This window comes from Kitasatospora sp. NBC_00039 (assembly GCF_045160625.1).
GTDB lineage: Bacteria > Actinomycetota > Actinomycetes > Streptomycetales > Streptomycetaceae > Kitasatospora.
In genome coordinates, this window is sequence record NZ_CP108289.1 from 3,727,645 (window position 1) to 3,743,598 (window position 15,954).

The 15,954-nt window shown below is 71.7% G+C and carries 13 protein-coding genes and 1 tRNA gene; 5 read left to right on the plus strand and 9 right to left on the minus strand.

From position 1 onward, the window contains the following. Positions 1-19: 19 nt before the first annotated feature. From OG286_RS16395 to OG286_RS16405, 3 genes are all read left to right on the plus strand, one after another. Positions 20-1,153: an SGNH/GDSL hydrolase family protein gene (locus tag OG286_RS16395; RefSeq protein ID WP_396320582.1), complete on the plus strand. Its 1,134-nt coding sequence runs from the start codon at positions 20-22 to the stop codon at positions 1,151-1,153. A 120-nt stretch (positions 1,154-1,273) separates the two neighbouring features. Continuing rightward, positions 1,274-2,494, plus strand: coding sequence for an acetyl-CoA C-acetyltransferase (locus OG286_RS16400; protein WP_396320581.1), 1,221 nt, complete (start codon positions 1,274-1,276; stop codon positions 2,492-2,494). Between the two features lie 320 nt (positions 2,495-2,814). Continuing rightward, positions 2,815-3,768 (plus strand): hypothetical protein, encoded by a 954-nt coding sequence (locus tag OG286_RS16405; RefSeq protein WP_405365397.1) that lies wholly within the window; start codon positions 2,815-2,817, stop codon positions 3,766-3,768. A gap of 102 nt (positions 3,769-3,870) precedes the next feature. On the opposite strand, the gene OG286_RS16410 is transcribed toward OG286_RS16405, so the two are convergent. From OG286_RS16410 to OG286_RS16420, 3 genes are all read right to left on the minus strand, one after another. Further along, the gene (locus OG286_RS16410) at positions 3,871-4,248 is read right to left on the minus strand and encodes a hypothetical protein (RefSeq protein ID WP_396320579.1); all 378 of its coding nucleotides are present in this window, start codon (positions 4,246-4,248) and stop codon (positions 3,871-3,873) included. An 81-nt stretch (positions 4,249-4,329) separates the two neighbouring features. Continuing rightward, positions 4,330-5,238 carry a Bax inhibitor-1/YccA family protein gene (locus OG286_RS16415; protein WP_405365399.1) on the minus strand — a complete coding sequence of 303 codons (909 nt, stop codon included), beginning with the start codon at positions 5,236-5,238 and terminating at the stop codon, positions 4,330-4,332. Positions 5,239-5,379: 141 nt separating this feature from the next. Next, positions 5,380-5,464, minus strand: a tRNA-Leu gene (locus OG286_RS16420). A gap of 407 nt (positions 5,465-5,871) precedes the next feature. Here OG286_RS16420 and OG286_RS16425 point away from each other — a divergent pair. Beyond that, positions 5,872-6,645 (plus strand): ABC transporter ATP-binding protein, encoded by a 774-nt coding sequence (locus OG286_RS16425; RefSeq protein ID WP_405361167.1) that lies wholly within the window; start codon positions 5,872-5,874, stop codon positions 6,643-6,645. A 47-nt stretch (positions 6,646-6,692) separates the two neighbouring features. Further along, entirely contained in the window at positions 6,693-9,251 is a 2,559-nt protein-coding gene (locus OG286_RS16430) for an ABC transporter permease (protein ID WP_396325323.1), read from the plus strand. 263 nt (positions 9,252-9,514) lie between these two features. Here OG286_RS16430 and OG286_RS16435 read toward each other — a convergent pair whose 3' ends face one another. The 6 genes from OG286_RS16435 to OG286_RS16460 form a co-directional block, all read right to left on the minus strand. Continuing rightward, complete coding sequence (locus OG286_RS16435) at positions 9,515-10,885, minus strand: NAD(P)/FAD-dependent oxidoreductase (protein ID WP_396325324.1); 1,371 nt, start codon at positions 10,883-10,885, stop codon at positions 9,515-9,517. A 428-nt stretch (positions 10,886-11,313) separates the two neighbouring features. Next, positions 11,314-12,255, minus strand: coding sequence for an exopolyphosphatase (locus OG286_RS16440; protein WP_405365402.1), 942 nt, complete (start codon positions 12,253-12,255; stop codon positions 11,314-11,316). Then, positions 12,252-12,902, minus strand: coding sequence for a DUF501 domain-containing protein (locus tag OG286_RS16445; protein WP_396325326.1), 651 nt, complete (start codon positions 12,900-12,902; stop codon positions 12,252-12,254). The genes OG286_RS16440 and OG286_RS16445 overlap by 4 nt, the downstream gene beginning before the upstream one ends. Beyond that, complete coding sequence (locus OG286_RS16450; RefSeq protein WP_396325327.1) at positions 12,892-13,377, minus strand: septum formation initiator family protein; 486 nt, start codon at positions 13,375-13,377, stop codon at positions 12,892-12,894. Before OG286_RS16450 ends, OG286_RS16445 begins: the two co-directional genes overlap by 11 nt. A 143-nt stretch (positions 13,378-13,520) precedes the next feature. Beyond that, positions 13,521-14,807, minus strand: a complete 1,287-nt coding sequence (gene eno, locus OG286_RS16455; protein ID WP_396325328.1) for a phosphopyruvate hydratase — start codon at positions 14,805-14,807, stop codon at positions 13,521-13,523. A gap of 247 nt (positions 14,808-15,054) precedes the next feature. Beyond that, positions 15,055-15,954 carry a transglycosylase family protein gene (locus OG286_RS16460; protein WP_396325329.1) on the minus strand — a complete coding sequence of 300 codons (900 nt, stop codon included), beginning with the start codon at positions 15,952-15,954 and terminating at the stop codon, positions 15,055-15,057.

A 15,954-nucleotide genomic window follows, 5' to 3' on the forward strand; every position in this document is an offset into this window, starting at 1 on the left:
GACGCGAAGGGGGCACCGGATGCCAGGGGCACAGGAGTCGCGGGCCCGGGTGGCCCGCCGGATCGCCACGGCGGCGGCGTACGGCGGCGGAGGGCTCGGCCTGCTGGGGGTCGGCCTGGTGGGCCTGCTGGTGACCGAGAGCAGGCTCGCCGTCCAGGCCATCGGCATTCTGGACGGCGACCCGCCCAAGGCCGACGGCGTCTACGGGGAGGCCTTCGCCGACGGTGCCGACCCGCAGCCGCCCCTCGTGCTGGCCTTCCTCGGCGACTCGACCGCCGCCGGCCTCGGCGTGCTGCGGGCCCGCGAGACCCCGGGCGCACTGCTGGCGGCGGGCCTGGCCTCGGTGGCCGAGCGGCCGGTGCGGCTGGTCAACGTGGCCCGCTCCGGCGGGCGCTCCGGCGATCTCTCCGGCCAGCTGGAGCTGGCCCTGCCGCACCGCCCGGACATCGCAGTGATCATGGTCGGCGCCAATGACGTCACCCGGCACAGCCCGGCCCAGCTCGCGGTGCGCCAGCTCGGCGAGGCGGTCGCGGCGCTGCGCGCCAACGGCTGCGAGGTGGTGGTCGGCACCTGCCCGGATCTCGGCACGATCAAGCCGGTGCGCCCGCCGCTGCGCTGGGTGGCCCGCCGGCTGAGCCGGCAGCTGGCGGCCGCGCAGACCATCGCCGTGGTGGAGGCGGGCGGCCGGACGGTGTCGCTGGGCTCGCTGCTCGGGCCGGAGTTCGCGGCGCGCCCGGAGATGTTCGCCGCCGACCGCTACCACCCCTCGGCCCAGGGCTACGCGACGGCGGCGATGGCGGTGCTGCCCTCGCTCTGCGCCATGCTGGGCCTCTGGCCGGAGGAGGAGCGCCCGGCCGGCCCGGTGCCGGGCGAGACGGTGCTGCCGGTGGCGGTGGCCGCGGCGGCCGCGGCCGGCCGGGCCGGCAGCGAGGTGACGGCGGTCGGCACCGGGGCCGCCGCCGGGCGCTGGGCGCTGTTGCGGCACCGGCTGCGGGTCGGCCTGCCGGGCGCGTGGGCGATGGAGGAACCGACCGGAGCCCCGGTGGCGACGCCACCGGCGGAGCCGCCGGTACAACCGCCGGCGACGGCAGAACCCGTGGCAGAGGACGGGAATACGTCGGCCAGCTCACACGCTGGGGCGGGTGACGCCTGAACTACCAGGCGGTAACTTTCCTCCCGGACGTCCGCGTCCGACCGGGCCCCACGGCCGGCCGGCCGCCCGGGCGCCCCAGTCCGAAGGACAGTACGAAGGTCACTCAGCGAGGAGCCCGCCATGCCCGAAGCCGTCATCGTCAGCGCCACCCGTTCGCCGATCGGCCGGGCGTTCAAGGGCTCGCTCAAGGACGTCCGCCCGGACGACCTGACCGCGCACATCATCGGCGCCGCGCTGGCCAAGGTGCCCCAGCTCGACCCGCGCGAGATCGACGACCTGATGCTGGGCTGCGGCCTGCCCGGCGGCGAGCAGGGCCACAACCTGGCCCGCATCGTGGCCGTCCAGATGGGCATGGACTACCTGCCCGGCACCACCATCACCCGCTACTGCTCCTCCTCGCTGCAGACCACGCGGATGGCGCTGCACGCGATCAAGGCGGGCGAGGGCGACGTCTTCGTCTCGGCCGGTGTGGAGACCGTCTCGCGCAGCGTCAACGGCACCTCGGACGGCATGCCGGGCACCATGAACCCGCTCTTCGACGAGGCCCAGGCCCGTACCGCCAAGCGCGCCGAGGAGGGCGGCGGCGAGTGGCACGACCCGCGCGAGGACGGCCTGGTGCCGGACGCCTACATCGCGATGGGCCAGACCGCGGAGAACCTCGCCGCGCTCAAGGGCATCACCCGCGCCGACCAGGACGAGTTCGGCGTCCGCTCGCAGAACCTCGCCGAGGCGGCCATCAAGGCCGGCTTCTGGGAGCGCGAGATCACCCCGGTCACGCTGCCGGACGGCACCGTGGTCAGCACCGACGACGGCCCGCGGGCCGGCGTCACCCTGGAGGGCGTCTCCGGCCTGAAGCCGGTGTTCCGCCCGGACGGCACGGTGACCGCCGGTAACTGCTGCCCGCTGAACGACGGCGCCGCCGCGCTGGTCATCATGTCCGACACCAAGGCCCGCGAGCTGGGCATCACCCCGCTCGCCCGGGTGGTCTCCACCGGGGTCAGCGCCCTCTCCCCCGAGATCATGGGCTACGGCCCGGTCGAGGCCTCGAAGCAGGCGCTCAAGCGCGCCGGGCTGTCGATCGGCGACATCGACCTGGTCGAGATCAACGAGGCCTTCGCCGCGCAGGTCATCCCCTCCTACCGTGACCTGGGCATCGACCTGGACCGGCTGAACGTCAACGGCGGTGCGATCGCGGTCGGCCACCCCTTCGGCATGACGGGCGCCCGGATCACCACCACCCTGATCAACTCCCTGCAGTGGCACGACAAGCAGTTCGGCCTGGAGACGATGTGCGTCGGCGGCGGCCAGGGCATGGCGATGGTCATCGAGCGGCTCAGCTGAACCGCGGATGCCGGCCGTCCTGCGGTCGGCACCGGAGCGTCGATCCCGAAGGGTCCGGAGCACCCATTTGGAGTGACACTGCGTAATTGAGGGCCGGATCACACCGAGAGGTCGATCCGGCCCTCTTTTCTTCCGAATCCGGACCGGAAATCGACAGTGCGGAGCGGATCAACTCCGCAGCGTAGAACGGTGTTACCTAACAATTTGGGGACAAGGGCGAAAGTCTCGGACAAATTAGACATTCGCCACTGCGGTAACAGCCCCGCATGCGGCAGTGTGGAGAGGTAACCCCGTTCCGCTCCTCCCTAGGAGTACGTTCCGTGAGCGCCGTCTACACCATCCTGCTGCTGATCCTGATCACCGTGTCGACCGCCGTCCTGCTCCGCCTCCGGGGACTCTCCCGCCGGCTGGACGCGCAGGCCGCGGCCTCCGCCGCGCCCGCACCGGTCGACGAAGCCGCGATACGCCGGGCCGTCACCGACGCGCTCGCCGCCGACCGCGAGCGGGAGATCACCGAGGCCCGGGCCTTCTGGGCCGAGCAGGAGGCCCGCGCGGCCGAGGACGCGCCACTGTTCGACTCCCCGTTCGCCAGCGTGCTCGGCACCACCGACGAGTGGCCGCTCTTCTTCCCCCGGCCGACCGGGCCGCAGGACGCCGCCGACAACGCGGGCACCATGGACCCTGAGTTCGGCGAGGCGCTGCGCTCCGCGCTGGAGGACCTGATCAACGACGGCGGCACCGGCCCGGCCGAGCCCGGCCCCGAGGGCGGCGTCCCGCTGCGCCCCGGCCACCCGGCCGGCGCCCCCTCCGCCGAGGCCGGCGGCGACGCCCGGGCCCGTCGCGAGGCCGACCTGCTGGCCACCGGCCTGGAGGCCGGGCTGCTGGACGCCGAGCCGGCCGTCGAGGAGGCGCCGGCGGCCGCGCCCGACCCGCGCCGCCACCCCTCGCACCCCGACTTCGTGCCGAGCCAGGCGCCGTCCCGGGACTGGACCGATACCCGGCTGACCGCCCTCGCCGAGGAGTGCGTGGCCCTGGTGGACGTGCGCCCCGGCCCGCTCGGCACCCTGGACGTGTACGCCTTCGCCGACGGCACCACGCTCTGCGTCGCCCCCGGCGACCGTGAGGCCGCCTACCGGCTGATCGACGCCGTCCGGGCCTGCGAGGACGTCCGACTGCTCGGCGGTTCGCGGTTCTCCGGCTCGTACTCGCTGACCTTCTCCACCGACGAGGACACCGTCTACGTGCTCGCCGACCGGGTCGTCGCCAGCATCTGACGCCGCCCGCCGGCACCACCGGCGGCTGACCGCACGCCAGAAGGCCGACCGGATCACGGGGTTACCGATCCGGTCGGCCTTCGGCGTTCCCCGCCGAGGAGTTCAGGCGCAGAGCGCGGCCGTGGCGGCCACCCCGGCCAGCGCCCCGGCGAGCACCGCCGCGGCCGGCGAGGGCCCGCCCAGCGCCTCCGGGAGCGCCACCACCGCGGTGTCCGGCAGCGCCGCCAGCGCGGCCGCCAGGTCGTGCCCGGCCACCGCCAGCTGGTCGCCGGCCGCGAAGGCCCCGGCGTCCGGGAACTCCCGCACCGGCCCGCCCTCGGCGCCCTGCGCCGTCGCGGCCAGCCGAGCGGCCAGGGCCAGCGCGGCCGCCGCCCGCGAGGGGTGGCCGGGCACGGCGCCCAGCAGGCGGCTCTGCGGCATGGAGCGGAAACGGTCCGCCAGGGAGTCGACGGCTTCGACCAGGGGCTGTGCATCGGGCATGCGACGAGCCTAGCCAAAAGCCGCCGGACCCCGGAGCGAACGGCTCCGGGGCCCGGCGGCAACGCTTCGGCGGTGCGGTGATCAGTCGTCGCCGCGCAGGATCGCGATCAGCCGCAGCATCTCGATGTAGATCCAGACCAGCGAGAGGGTGAGCCCGAAGGCGGCCCGCCAGGACTCCTTCTGCGGAGCGCCCTGCGCGATGGCCTCCTCGATGGCTGCGAAGTCCAGCGAGAGGAAGAACGCGCCCAGGCCGATGCCGACCAGGCCGACCACGATGCCCAGCGGGCCGGAGCGCAGCCCCATGTCCGCGCCGAACATGGACGCGACCAGGTTGATCATCATCAGCATCACGAAGCCCATGGCGATCGCGATGCCGATCCGGGTGTACCGCGGGGTGACCCTGATCCGGCCGGTCTTGTAGGCGATCAGCATCGCCGCGAAGACCGCCGCCGTGCCCAGCACCGCCTGGATCGCGATGCCCGGCAGGAGGATGTCGAAGACGTGCGTCACGGCGCCGAGCGCGAAGCCCTCCAGCGCCGCGTAGAGCAGGATCAGCGGCGGGCTGACGCTCCGCTTGAGGGAGACCGCCATGGCGACGAAGAAGGCCACCAGGCTGGCGCCCAGCGCGAAACCGTACTTCTCGGCCGGCAGCGCGAACCAGGCCAGCGCGCCGAAGGCGACCAGGGTGAGCAGCGTCATGGCCGTCCGCGCGACCACGTCGTCGAGCGTCATGCGGCCCATCGCCGCCGGAGCGGCCGACGGCGCGCTGTACATCTCGGCCAGCTGGTCGTCCGTCAGCTGCTGCTGCCCCGGCGCCTGCTGGGCGTACGGATTGTTGCCGTACGGGTTGTCGCCGTACGGGCTGCTGCCGTAGGGGTTGGCCGCGTACGGACTCCCGGCCGGCGGGGCCTGCGTGGTGCCGGAACCCGCGTAGCCGGGCTCGCGGGTGAACGACCCCTCCCGCGAGAAGACCGGGTTGCTGCTTCTCATTGCTCATTCCCTCCGTGGCGGTGCTGCACCGCCCGAACCACAAGGGTAATGGCTTGGCAAAGAAATAGGGATACGCCGCGAGGAGGATGCGGTGAACGACACCCGTCGGGGACGCCGGATCGGCGCCCCCGACGGGTCGATTGGTGCCCGGAGCCGGACTCGAACCGGCACGGCCTCGCGGCCAAGCAGTTTTAAGCTGCCCGTGTCTGCGTTCCACCATCCGGGCGTCCCGTGGACCGGCTCCGGCGGTGACGGATGGTGCTGTTCCGACTCCGTCCGGGCCGACCCTGAGCCTAGTCGCCCACATCGCCCTTTCGCATGTTCCCAGCCAGGGAAGTTGTCATGTTTCCTTGCCATCTGACGAACAGTTCGTGATTTGGCCATGCGAAGCGCGCTATCCGGCCACGGAGATCCGATCAGGGTCGGTGTCATACCGGAGGATGAGGGCTTTACCTGGACGTACGCCCAGCGGTGGTCAGGCCAACCGTCCGGCGGAGCGACGAATATCAGTGATCACGTGGCCGAGCATGGAGGTACGGCCGGAAGCCCCCCGGGGCCCGGCCGTCCGACGACCTCCCGCCGCCCGCCGGCGCCGTCCGCAGCCCCCTCCCCGCGACCCCAAGGAGCACCCCCGTGACCACGCCGACCGCAACCGCCGTCCGTACCGGCCGGGCGGCCGCCCGCGCCACCGGCCTGAACAAGGTCTACGGGGAGGGGGAGACCCGCGTCGTCGCCCTCGACAACGTCAGCGTCACGTTCCCCCAGGGCGAGTTCACCGCCATCATGGGCCCCTCCGGCTCCGGCAAGTCCACCCTCATGCACTGCATGGCCGGCCTGGACACCGTCTCCTCCGGCTCCTCCACCATCGGCGACACCGAACTCGTCGGCCTCAAGGACAAGCAGCTCACCCAGCTGCGCCGCGACCACATCGGCTTCATCTTCCAGGCCTTCAACCTGCTCCCCACCCTCACCGCCCTGGAGAACATCACCCTCCCGATGGACATCGCCGGCCGCAAGGCCGACAAGGCCTGGCTGGACCGCGTCGTCGAGACCGTCGGCCTCTCCGGCCGCCTCACCCACCGCCCCAGCCAGCTCTCCGGCGGCCAGCAGCAACGCGTCGCCTGCGCCCGCGCCCTCGCCGGAAAGCCCGACATCATCTTCGCCGACGAACCGACCGGAAACCTCGACTCCCGGTCCGGCGCCGAAATCCTCTCCTTCCTGCGCAACTCCGTACGCGAACTCGGCCAGACCGTCGTCATGGTCACCCACGACCCCGTCGCCGCCGCCTACGCCGACCGCGTCGTCTTCCTCGCCGACGGCCGCATCGTCGACGAACTCGCCGGCCCCACCGCCGACACCGTCCTGGACCGCATGCGCCGCTTCGACGCCAAGGGCCGCACCAGCTGACGCCCCACCGCCAGCACCCCGCCCCTCCGCAGACCCCAGGACACCCCATGTATCGCACCGCACTGCGCAACGTGCTGGCCCACAAGGGCCGACTGCTGATGACGGCACTGGCCGTCATGCTGGGCACCGCCTTCGTCGCCGGCACCATGGTCTTCTCCGACACGTTCGGCAAGGCCATGCGGGACAGCAACTCCAAGAGCTACTCCGACGTGTCGGTCCAGATCGTCGACCGGGCGGCCGGCTCCGGCGCCTCCGCCCGCGAGAAGAGCGAGAAGAGCGCGGCCACCCTGACCGACGCCACCGTCCAGCAGCTCGGCGCGCTCCCCGGCGCCGCCCACGCCCGCGGCGTGGTCAGCGGCTTCACCGGCGTCGCCGACAAGAGCGGCAACCTGGTCGGCCAAGCCTGGTCCGCCAAGGGCGCCAACTTCGCGCCCGGGCCGGACGGCAAGGACAGCCGCTACCCGATGGCCGAGGGCCAGGGCCCGAAGAGCGCCCAGGAGATCGCGCTCGACCGCAAGACCGCCGACAAGGCCGGCTACAAGGTCGGCGACACCGTCCGGCTGGCCTCCAACGGCCCGGTGCTGGAGGCGAAGCTCACCGGCATCTTCACCACCGACGACCCGGTGGTGAACTCCGGCGGCACGCTCACCCTGTTCGACCGCGCCACCGCCCAGCAACTGCTGCTGGAGCCGGGCCGCTACAGCAGCATCGTGCTCACCGCCAAGCCCGGCACCACCGAGAGCGCCCTGCTCGCCGAAGCCGGGGCGAAGCTCCCGGCCGGCCAGCAGATCCACTCCGAGACCGGCACGGAGCTCAAGGACGACGAGCAGAAGATGATCGAGAGCGGTACGTCGAGCATGCGCACCATGCTGCTCGCCTTCGCCGGGATCTCGCTCTTCGTCGGCATCTTCATCATCGCCAACACCTTCACCATGCTGGTCGCCCAGCGCACCAAGGAGCTCGCCCTGCTGCGGGCGATCGGTGCCAGCCGCAAGCAGGTCACCCGGTCGGTGCTGATCGAGGCACTGGCCATCGGCACCATCTCGGCCGTCGCCGGTCTGGTGGCCGGCATCGGGATCGGCGCCGGACTGCAGTCCCTGATCCACTCGCTGGACGACGGCATGCCCACCGGCTCGCTGGTGATCAAGCCGATGACCGTGGCGGTCACCCTGGTGGTCGGCATCCTGGTGACGGTCCTCTCCGCCCTGCTGCCCGCCATGCGCGCCTCCCGGATCGCCCCGGTGGCCGCGATGAGCAGCGGCGACCAGCCGAGCAGCCAGAAGAGCCTGGTGGTGCGCAACACCATCGGCTCGGTGCTGGCCGCCGGCGGCGGCGCGCTGATCGCCTACGGCGCCTCCACCGGCGACAGCGGCGGCCGGGTGCCGGTCGCGTTCGGCGCCCTGCTGGCCCTGATCGGCATCTTCATCCTGCTGCCGCTGCTCTCCCGTCCGGTGATCGCCCTGGTCGGCCCGGTGCTCGGCAAGCTGTTCGGCACGCCCGGCAAGCTCGCCCGGCAGAACGCCGTGCGCAACCCGCGCCGCACCGCCGCCACCGCGGCCGCGCTGACCATCGGTCTGACCCTGGTCAGCGGCCTGACGGTGCTCGGCGCCTCGATCGGCGGTGCGATCGACAAGGCCGTCACCAGCACGATGAAGGCCGACTACGTGGTCTCGGCCGCGAACGGCATGAGCCTCTCCGAGAAGATCCCGGCCGAGATCGCCAAGACCCCCGGGGTGACGGCCGCCTCGGCGATGACCACCGTGTACTGGGAGCTGAACGGCAGCACCCGGGCCATCACCGGCCTGGACCAGAACACCTTCGACAAGCTCGTCTCGGTGGACGTGACCAGCGGCTCCGCCACCGCACTGGGCCAGGGCAAGATCATGGTCGACGAGGACGTCGCCAAGAAGAACGGCGTCACCGCCGGTTCGACCATGACGGTCACCTACCCCGACGAGTCCACCGGCCAGGTCACCGTCGGCGGCGTCTACAAGGCGGGCGGCATGCTCGGCCGGGTCCTGCTGGCCAACAGCGAGATCGTCAAGCACGAGCCCGAGCCCTACCTCAGCGACGTCCTGGTCAAGGGCGCCGACGGCGCCACCGACAAGCTGAAGCAGGCGCTCAAGGACGCCACCGGCGCCAACCCGGTGATCGAGGTCAAGTCCAAGCAGGACGTCCGCGACGACTTCAGCCAGATCATCACCTTCGCGCTGAACATGATGTACGGGCTGCTCGCGATGTCCGTGATCGTCGCGATCCTCGGTGTGATCAACACGCTGGCCATGTCGGTCTTCGAGCGCAAGCGCGAGATCGGGATGCTCCGGGCGATCGGCCTGGACCGCGGCGGCATCAAGCGGATGGTCCGGCTGGAGTCCGTCGTGATCTCGGTCTTCGGCGCCGGCATCGGCCTGCTGCTCGGCTGCTTCATGGCCTGGGCGATCAACGGCACCCTGAAGTCCAGCATGGCAGGCCTGACCACCGTCCTGCCCTTCGGTCAGCTGCTGCTCTTCCTCGCCCTGGCCGGCGTGGTCGGCCTGGTGGCGGCGATCTGGCCGGCCCGCCGGGCGTCCAAGCTGGACATCCTGGCGAGCATCAAGACCGACTGACGGACCGACTGACGGACCGACGGACCGACCGTCGGCCCACCGGCCCCGGGCACCACGCCCGGGGCCACCGTCCTGGGACGACCACGCACACCGACCACGAGAAGGCCCCCGCCGGAGGGTTCGGCAGGGGCCTTCTCGTACTTCTGTACTCCGCCCGGTCGCACTGGCCGGCTGAGCACCACGGAGGTCGTGGTCCGGCGACGCTGCCGGGCGGAGGGCCTCCGACTCATACCCCGGTGCTCCCACACCGGGGTCGCAGTCGCTTACTTGCTGGCGAGCTCCTTGTCGGCGGCCGGCTTGGCGGCCTCGACGGGCTTGGGCGCGGGCGCCGCGGCCTCCTGGAACGCCTCGAACGGCTTCTCCATCTGGGCCAGACCCACGGTCTCGCGCTTCAGGAACATCGCCAGCGTCCAGTCGGTGAACACGCGGACCTTGCGGTTCACGGTCGGGACCATGGCGCCGTGGTAGGCGCGGTGGAACCACCAGGCCAGGCGGCCCTTCAGCTTGACCTTGCCGAAGAGGATCGCCACACCCTTGTGCAGGCCGAGACCGGCCACCGCACCGAGGTTCTTGTGCTTGTACTCCTTCTGCGGGAAGCCGCGCATACCGGAGATCACGTTGTCGCCGAGGACGACGGCCTGACGGCAGGCGTGCTGCGCGTTCGGCGGGCACCAGGCGCCCTCGCCGGAGGCGAGGTCCGGCACCTGGGCGTTGTCGCCGGCCGACCAGACGTAGTCGAAGCCCTGGACCTGGAGGGTCGCGGCGGTGTCGACGTGGCCGCGCGGGCCGAGCGGAAGGCCGAAGTTGGCCAGCACCGGGTTCGGCTTCACGCCGGCCGTCCACACGATGGTGGAGGCGTCGACCTCGACGCCGTTCTTCAGCACGACGTGCTGGTCGACGCAGGAGTCCATCGAGGTCTCGATGAAGACCTCGATGTTGCGCTCTTCGAGCTTCTCCTTGGTCCACAGACCGAGGTCCGGGCCCACCTCGGGGAGGATGCGGTTGGCCGCCTCCACCATGATGAAGCGCATGTCGTCGCGGCTGACGGTCCGGTAGATCTTGGCGGCGTCGCGCGCCATGTCCTCGATCTCGGCGATCGTCTCGACACCGGCGAATCCACCGCCGATGACGACGAAGGTCAGGGCCTTGCGGCGGATCGCCTCGTCCGTGGTGGACTCGGCCTTGTCCAGCTGCGCCATGACGTGGTTGCGGAGGCTGATGGCCTCCTCGACCGTCTTCATGCCGATGCCGTGCTCCGCCAGACCCGGGATCGGGAAGGTGCGGGAGACCGAGCCGGTCGCGACGACCAGGTACTCGAAGGGCAGCTCGTACGAGTCGCCGGCCGCGGGCTGGATGGTCGCGACCTTGCGGGCGTGGTCCACACCGGTGACAGCACCGGTGAGCACCTCCGCCTTCTTCAGGGCGCTGCGCAGCGGCGCGACGAGGTTGCGGGGCGCGACGTTGCCGCCGGCCGCCTCGGGAAGGAAGGGCAGGTACGTCATGTACGACCGCGGGTCGACGACCGTGACGGTCGCTTCGCCGTAGCGCATCTTCTTGAGGATGCGCATCGCGGCATACAGGCCGACGTAACCACCGCCGACAATGAGGATGCGAGGACGCTCCGTGGTGCTCATATCCGAAAGTATCCAGCACCGTCCGGAGCAGCGTTCGTGAGCCCGCTCACAAGCTTCTGGACACCCTGTGCTACACTTCGCGGCCCTTTTCGCCACCCCGGGGCGTCACCTCACGACCCCCAGGACCCCCCGGTGAGCACGGGCGTTCGGACGGCCCGGCTGAGCTGCAACGATCCGCACTACGCCTGGGTTCCCGCGTGTGATTTCGATTTTCAAACCCGCGCGGGCGCCCCGCCTGCGATCCAGCGGGCGCCACGCCGGCCGCGCCTTCAGTCCCACATTTCGGACGTTGCGGGCACGCAGGCACGACGAATGGACGGATCGCCATGTGAAGAAATTCACGAACTTTTCCGCCCGGCCCCGGGCGCGCCCCGGCCCCGGGCCCCGTCAGGGGGCTCCGGGGCCGGTCGGGTAAGGCCTGCACGGGCTCAGGAGGCCATACTCCAGGCGATGCCGTCCAGGATGTCGTGCTCGCTGACGACCACCTCGGCGGCGCCGGTCCGCGCCATGATCTCCAGCAGCTCCAGCGCACCGGCCGCGATCACGTCCACCCGGCCCGGGTGCATCGACGGGATGGCCGCCCGCTGGTCGTGGGTGGCGGCGAGCAGCTCGTCGGCGATCCGGGCCACCTGCTCGCGGCTGATCCGCGAATGGTGGATCGCCTCGGAGTCGTACGCCGGCAGGTCCTGGGCGATCGCCGAGACGGTGGTGACCGTCCCGGCCAGGCCCACCAGGGTGGCCGCGCCGGTCAGCGGGACGGCCTCCTCGGCCTTGTCCAGCTCGGCCCGGACGTGCGCCCGGGCCTCGGCGATCTGATCCGCCGAGGGCAGCTCGGCGCCGCCGAAGTGGCGCTCGGTCAGCCGGACGCAGCCGATGTCCACCGAGCGGGCCGCCTGGACGTCCGCCCCGCCCAGCACGAACTCGGTGGAGCCGCCGCCGAGGTCGAAGACGAGGTACGGCGCCGGGAACTGACCGCCGGTGAGCTCCTTGGTGGCGCCGACGAAGGAGAGGTGCGCCTCCTCCTCGCCACTGACGACCTCGGGCGAGACACCCAGGATGTCGCGTACGCCCTTGGTGTACTCGTCGCTGTTCTCCGCGTCCCGGGAGGCGCTGGTGGCGACGAAGCGGATCCGGTCGGGGCCGACGCCGAAGCCGGAGATGATCTCCGCGTACTCGCGGCAGGCCGTGAAGGTGCGGGCCAGCGCGTCCGGGTGCAGCCGGCCGGTCCGGTCCACGCCCTGGCCCAGCCGGTTGATGACCATCCGGCGGTCGAGGTCGGTGATCACCCCGGTCTGCGGGTCGAGGTCGGCGACCAGCAGGCGGATCGAGTTGGTGCCGCAGTCGATCGCCGCGACCCGGGTGGTGGTCATGCGCCGGCCTCCTCGGTGCCCTCGGCCGCGGCCTGCTTCTTGGCGGCGCGCTCGGCGGCCTTCTGCTGCTTGGCGGCGATCACCGCCGCGTGGTCCTGCTCCTTGGCCCGGTTGCGCGCGACCCGCTCGCCCGCAGCCTCGACCTCGGCGGCGGAGACGCACGGGCCCTTGGCCCACCAGTCCTCCAGCATGCCGATCGCCTCGTCGCCGAGCGGGTTGACGCCCTCACCGGCCGCCAGCGAGTGGCCGACCAGCACGTGCAGGCACTTCACCCGGTCCGGCATCCCGCCGGCACTCGGGAAGCCCTCCAGCACCTCGATGGCGTCACGGCGGGCGATGTAGTCCTCGTGGGCCTTCTGGTAGGCGGCGGCCAGCTCCGGATCCTCGGCGAGCCGGGCGGTCTGGTCCTTCATCACGCCGTCCGCCTCCAGGGTGCCGATCAGCGAGGCGGCCTTGGGGCAGGTCAGGTAGTAGAGGGTCGGGAACGGCGTGCCGTCCGCGAGCCGGGGGGCCGTCTCCACGACGTCCGGGTTGCCGCAGGGGCAGCGGTGCGCCACGCCGCGCAGACCGCGCGGGACCCGGCCGAGCTGGGCGGCGATGGCCGCGACGTCGGCGTCGGAGACGGAGGGGTGGTTCTCAGTGGTCATGAGGGGAGCTGACTCCAGCGGGGGGCAGGGGTGTCTGCGGAGGGAGGGGAGAGGGCGGGGCGAGGGCGGCGGTGTCGGCGGCGTCCACCGAGTCCCAGACGCTGGCGTACCAGGGCTTGGCGGCCTTCGCGGGAGCGGCGGCCGCACCGTCGGACGGGGCGGGTGAGGACACGGAGGACTTGGCGGCGCCCTGGCCGGCCGGGTCCACCGCGATGTACGGGGTCTCCCCCGGCATCGCGTAGTGCAGCCGCGAACGGGCCTGCGCCTTGACGTACTCCGGGTCCTGCCAGCGGGCCTTCTCCCGGCGCAGCTGCTCGACCTGCTGCCGGGCGTGCTCGGCCTTCGCCCGTTGAGCGGAGATCTCGGAGCGCTGGGAGATGAACTGCCGGGTCGGGTAGGCCAGGATCGCCACCAGCGAGCAGAGCACCAGGACGAGGACGGTCGCCCGGCTCGTGAAGCGAGGCCGGGCCGCCAAGCCCGGGATCCTCCAGCCTGCCATCTCCCGTATCCCCTCCTGGTCGCGCCGGTGCCCCGCCGTCCACCCTACGGGGTGAACGGCGGGGCACCGGTCAGGCTTGCACGGGCGGGCGCGGTCGGCCCTCGTGCCTACCGCGTCGATTACTCCGCGGAGCGGAAGCGCGGGAAGGCGCCGCGGCCGGCGTACTCGGCGGCGTCGTCGAGGATCTCCTCGATGCGCAGCAGCTGGTTGTACTTGGCGACGCGCTCGGAGCGGGCCGGGGCACCGGTCTTGATCTGGCCGCAGTTGGTGGCGACGGCCAGGTCGGCGATGGTGACGTCCTCGGTCTCGCCGGAACGGTGCGACATCATGCAGCGGTAGCCGTTGCGCTGGGCCAGCTCGACGGCGTCCAGGGTCTCGGTCAGCGAGCCGATCTGGTTCACCTTGACCAGCAGCGCGTTGGCGGTGCCGGTCTCGATGCCCTTGGCCAGGCGGGCCGGGTTGGTGACGAACAGGTCGTCGCCGACCAGCTGGACCTTGTCGCCCAGCTTGACGGTCATGGCCTTCCAGCCGTCCCAGTCAGACTCGTCCAGCGGGTCCTCGATGGAGACCAGCGGGTACGAGGCGACCAGCTCGGCGTAGTACTCGATGAGCTCGGCGGAGGTGAGCGCCTTGCCCTCGAACTGGTAGGCACCGTCCTCGTAGAACTCGGAGGCGGCGACGTCCAGCGCCAGCGCGATGTCGCGGCCGGGCACGTAGCCCGCCTTCTGGATGGCCTCGGTGATGAGGTCCAGGGCCTCGCGGTTGCTGTCCAGGTTCGGCGCGAAGCCGCCCTCGTCACCGAGGCCGGTGGAGAGGCCGCGCTCCTTCAGCACGCCCTTGAGGGTGTGGTAGACCTCGACGCCCCAGCGGACGGCCTCGGAGAAGGACTCCGCGCCGATCGGGGCGATCATGAACTCCTGGATGTCGACGTTGGAGTCCGCGTGCGAGCCGCCGTTGAGGATGTTCATCATCGGGACGGGCAGGACGTGCGCGTTCGGGCCGCCCAGGTAGCGGAACAGCGGCAGGTCGCTGGCCTCGGAGGCGGCGTGCGCGACGGCCAGCGAGACGCCCAGGATGGCGTTGGCGCCGAGCGAGGACTTGTCCGGGGTGGCGTCCAGGTCGAGCATGGCCTGGTCGATCAGGCGCTGCTCGGTGGCGTCGTAGCCGACCAGCTCCGGGCCGATCTGCTCGATGACGGCCAGGACGGCCTTCTCGACGCCCTTGCCGAAGTAGCGGTTCTTGTCACCGTCGCGCAGCTCCAGGGCCTCGAAGGCACCGGTGGAGGCACCGGACGGGACAGCGGCACGACCGGTGCTGCCGTCGTCGAGGCCGACCTCGACCTCGACCGTGGGGTTGCCACGCGAGTCGAGAATCTCACGGGCTACGACGACATCGATGGACGGCACGAGGCATCTCCTAGCGGAAGCAGGTTCGCCCGACGATGGGTGCTGTCGGGCGAACGATTGCGGAGTCGTTACGACCAGAGCCTAACCGCACGGGCTCTCGGGGCCACGCTGACCTCGGTCCCGTCTCAGCGTGTGGCCCTGCTACCCCCCGGTAGTTCACCTGGTTGCCCCACGGAAGGCGACCAGATGCGGACGAAGGGGGTCGAATCCGGCCCCCTTCGTCGAATCACCGTGAAGACGGGGCCGCTCAGCCGATGTTGAGCACCTGGCCGGGCAGGATCAGGTTCGGGTCGGAGCCGACGGTGCCGCGATTGCCGTCGTACAGCGACTCCCAGCCGCCGGAGACGCCCTGGGTGGCGGCGATGCCGGCCAGCGTGTCGCCGGACTGGACGGTGTAGCCGTGGCCGGCGTACTGCTGGGCGGCCGGGGCACTCGGCGCGACCGGGGCGCTCTGGGCGACCGGCGTGCTCTGGGCGGCACGGGTGTCCTGGCTCGCGGCCTGGCCGGCGTACTGCTGGTAGACGCTCGGGTGGCTGGTCCAGTACCAGCCGCCGTTGTTCTGATACCAGTACACCTGCGCGTCGGCGTCCCAGCCGGCCTGGCCGGAGAAGCCCGGGGCCTGGGTCTCCTGCTGCGCGTACGGCTGGGTCTGCTGGGCATGCGGCTGGATGGCGGGCTTCTGGGCCGGCTTCTGCGCGGGCTTCGACTGGGCCGGCTTCGGAGCGGCGGGTGCGGCATCCGTGGAGGTGTCGACCGAGGCCGGTGCACCGCCCTTGCTCAGGCCGGCCTTCTGCGAACAGACCGGCCAGGCACCCGGGCCCTGCGAGGCGAGCACCTTCTCGGCGACCGAGATCTGCTGGGCCCTGCTGGCCTGGTGGGCCTGCGGCGCGTACGAGGTGCCGCCGTACGCCTTCCACGTGCTGGAGGTGAACTGCAGACCGCCGTAGAAGCCGTTGCCCGTGTTGATGCTCCAGTTGCCGCCACTCTCGCACTGGGCCACGGAGTCCCAGGTCGAGGCGGGGGCAGCCGAGGCGCCGGTGGCGGTGAGGATCGGCATCGCGAGTCCGACGCCGGCCACACCTGCGACGGCGATGGCCTTCTCGGCCTGGGTACGACGACGGTGACGGCCAGTTCCAACGAACAGCAT

Bases quoted from the DNA above. Each gene is read 5' to 3' on its own strand.
- OG286_RS16440 (WP_405365402.1), bottom strand. From the start codon at position 12,255: ATGACCACCACCCGGGTCGCGGCGATCGACTGCGGCACCAACTCGATC.
- OG286_RS16435 (WP_396325324.1), bottom strand. From the start codon at position 10,885: ATGAGCACCACGGAGCGTCCTCGCATCCTCATTGTCGGCGGTGGTTAC.
- OG286_RS16460 (WP_396325329.1), bottom strand. From the start codon at position 15,954: ATGCTGTTCGTTGGAACTGGCCGTCACCGTCGTCGTACCCAGGCCGAG.
- OG286_RS16410 (WP_396320579.1), bottom strand. From the start codon at position 4,248: ATGCCCGATGCACAGCCCCTGGTCGAAGCCGTCGACTCCCTGGCGGAC.
- OG286_RS16400 (WP_396320581.1), top strand. From the start codon at position 1,274: ATGCCCGAAGCCGTCATCGTCAGCGCCACCCGTTCGCCGATCGGCCGG.
- OG286_RS16415 (WP_405365399.1), bottom strand. From the start codon at position 5,238: ATGAGAAGCAGCAACCCGGTCTTCTCGCGGGAGGGGTCGTTCACCCGC.
- OG286_RS16395 (WP_396320582.1), top strand. From the start codon at position 20: ATGCCAGGGGCACAGGAGTCGCGGGCCCGGGTGGCCCGCCGGATCGCC.
- OG286_RS16430 (WP_396325323.1), top strand. From the start codon at position 6,693: ATGTATCGCACCGCACTGCGCAACGTGCTGGCCCACAAGGGCCGACTG.
- OG286_RS16445 (WP_396325326.1), bottom strand. From the start codon at position 12,902: ATGACCACTGAGAACCACCCCTCCGTCTCCGACGCCGACGTCGCGGCC.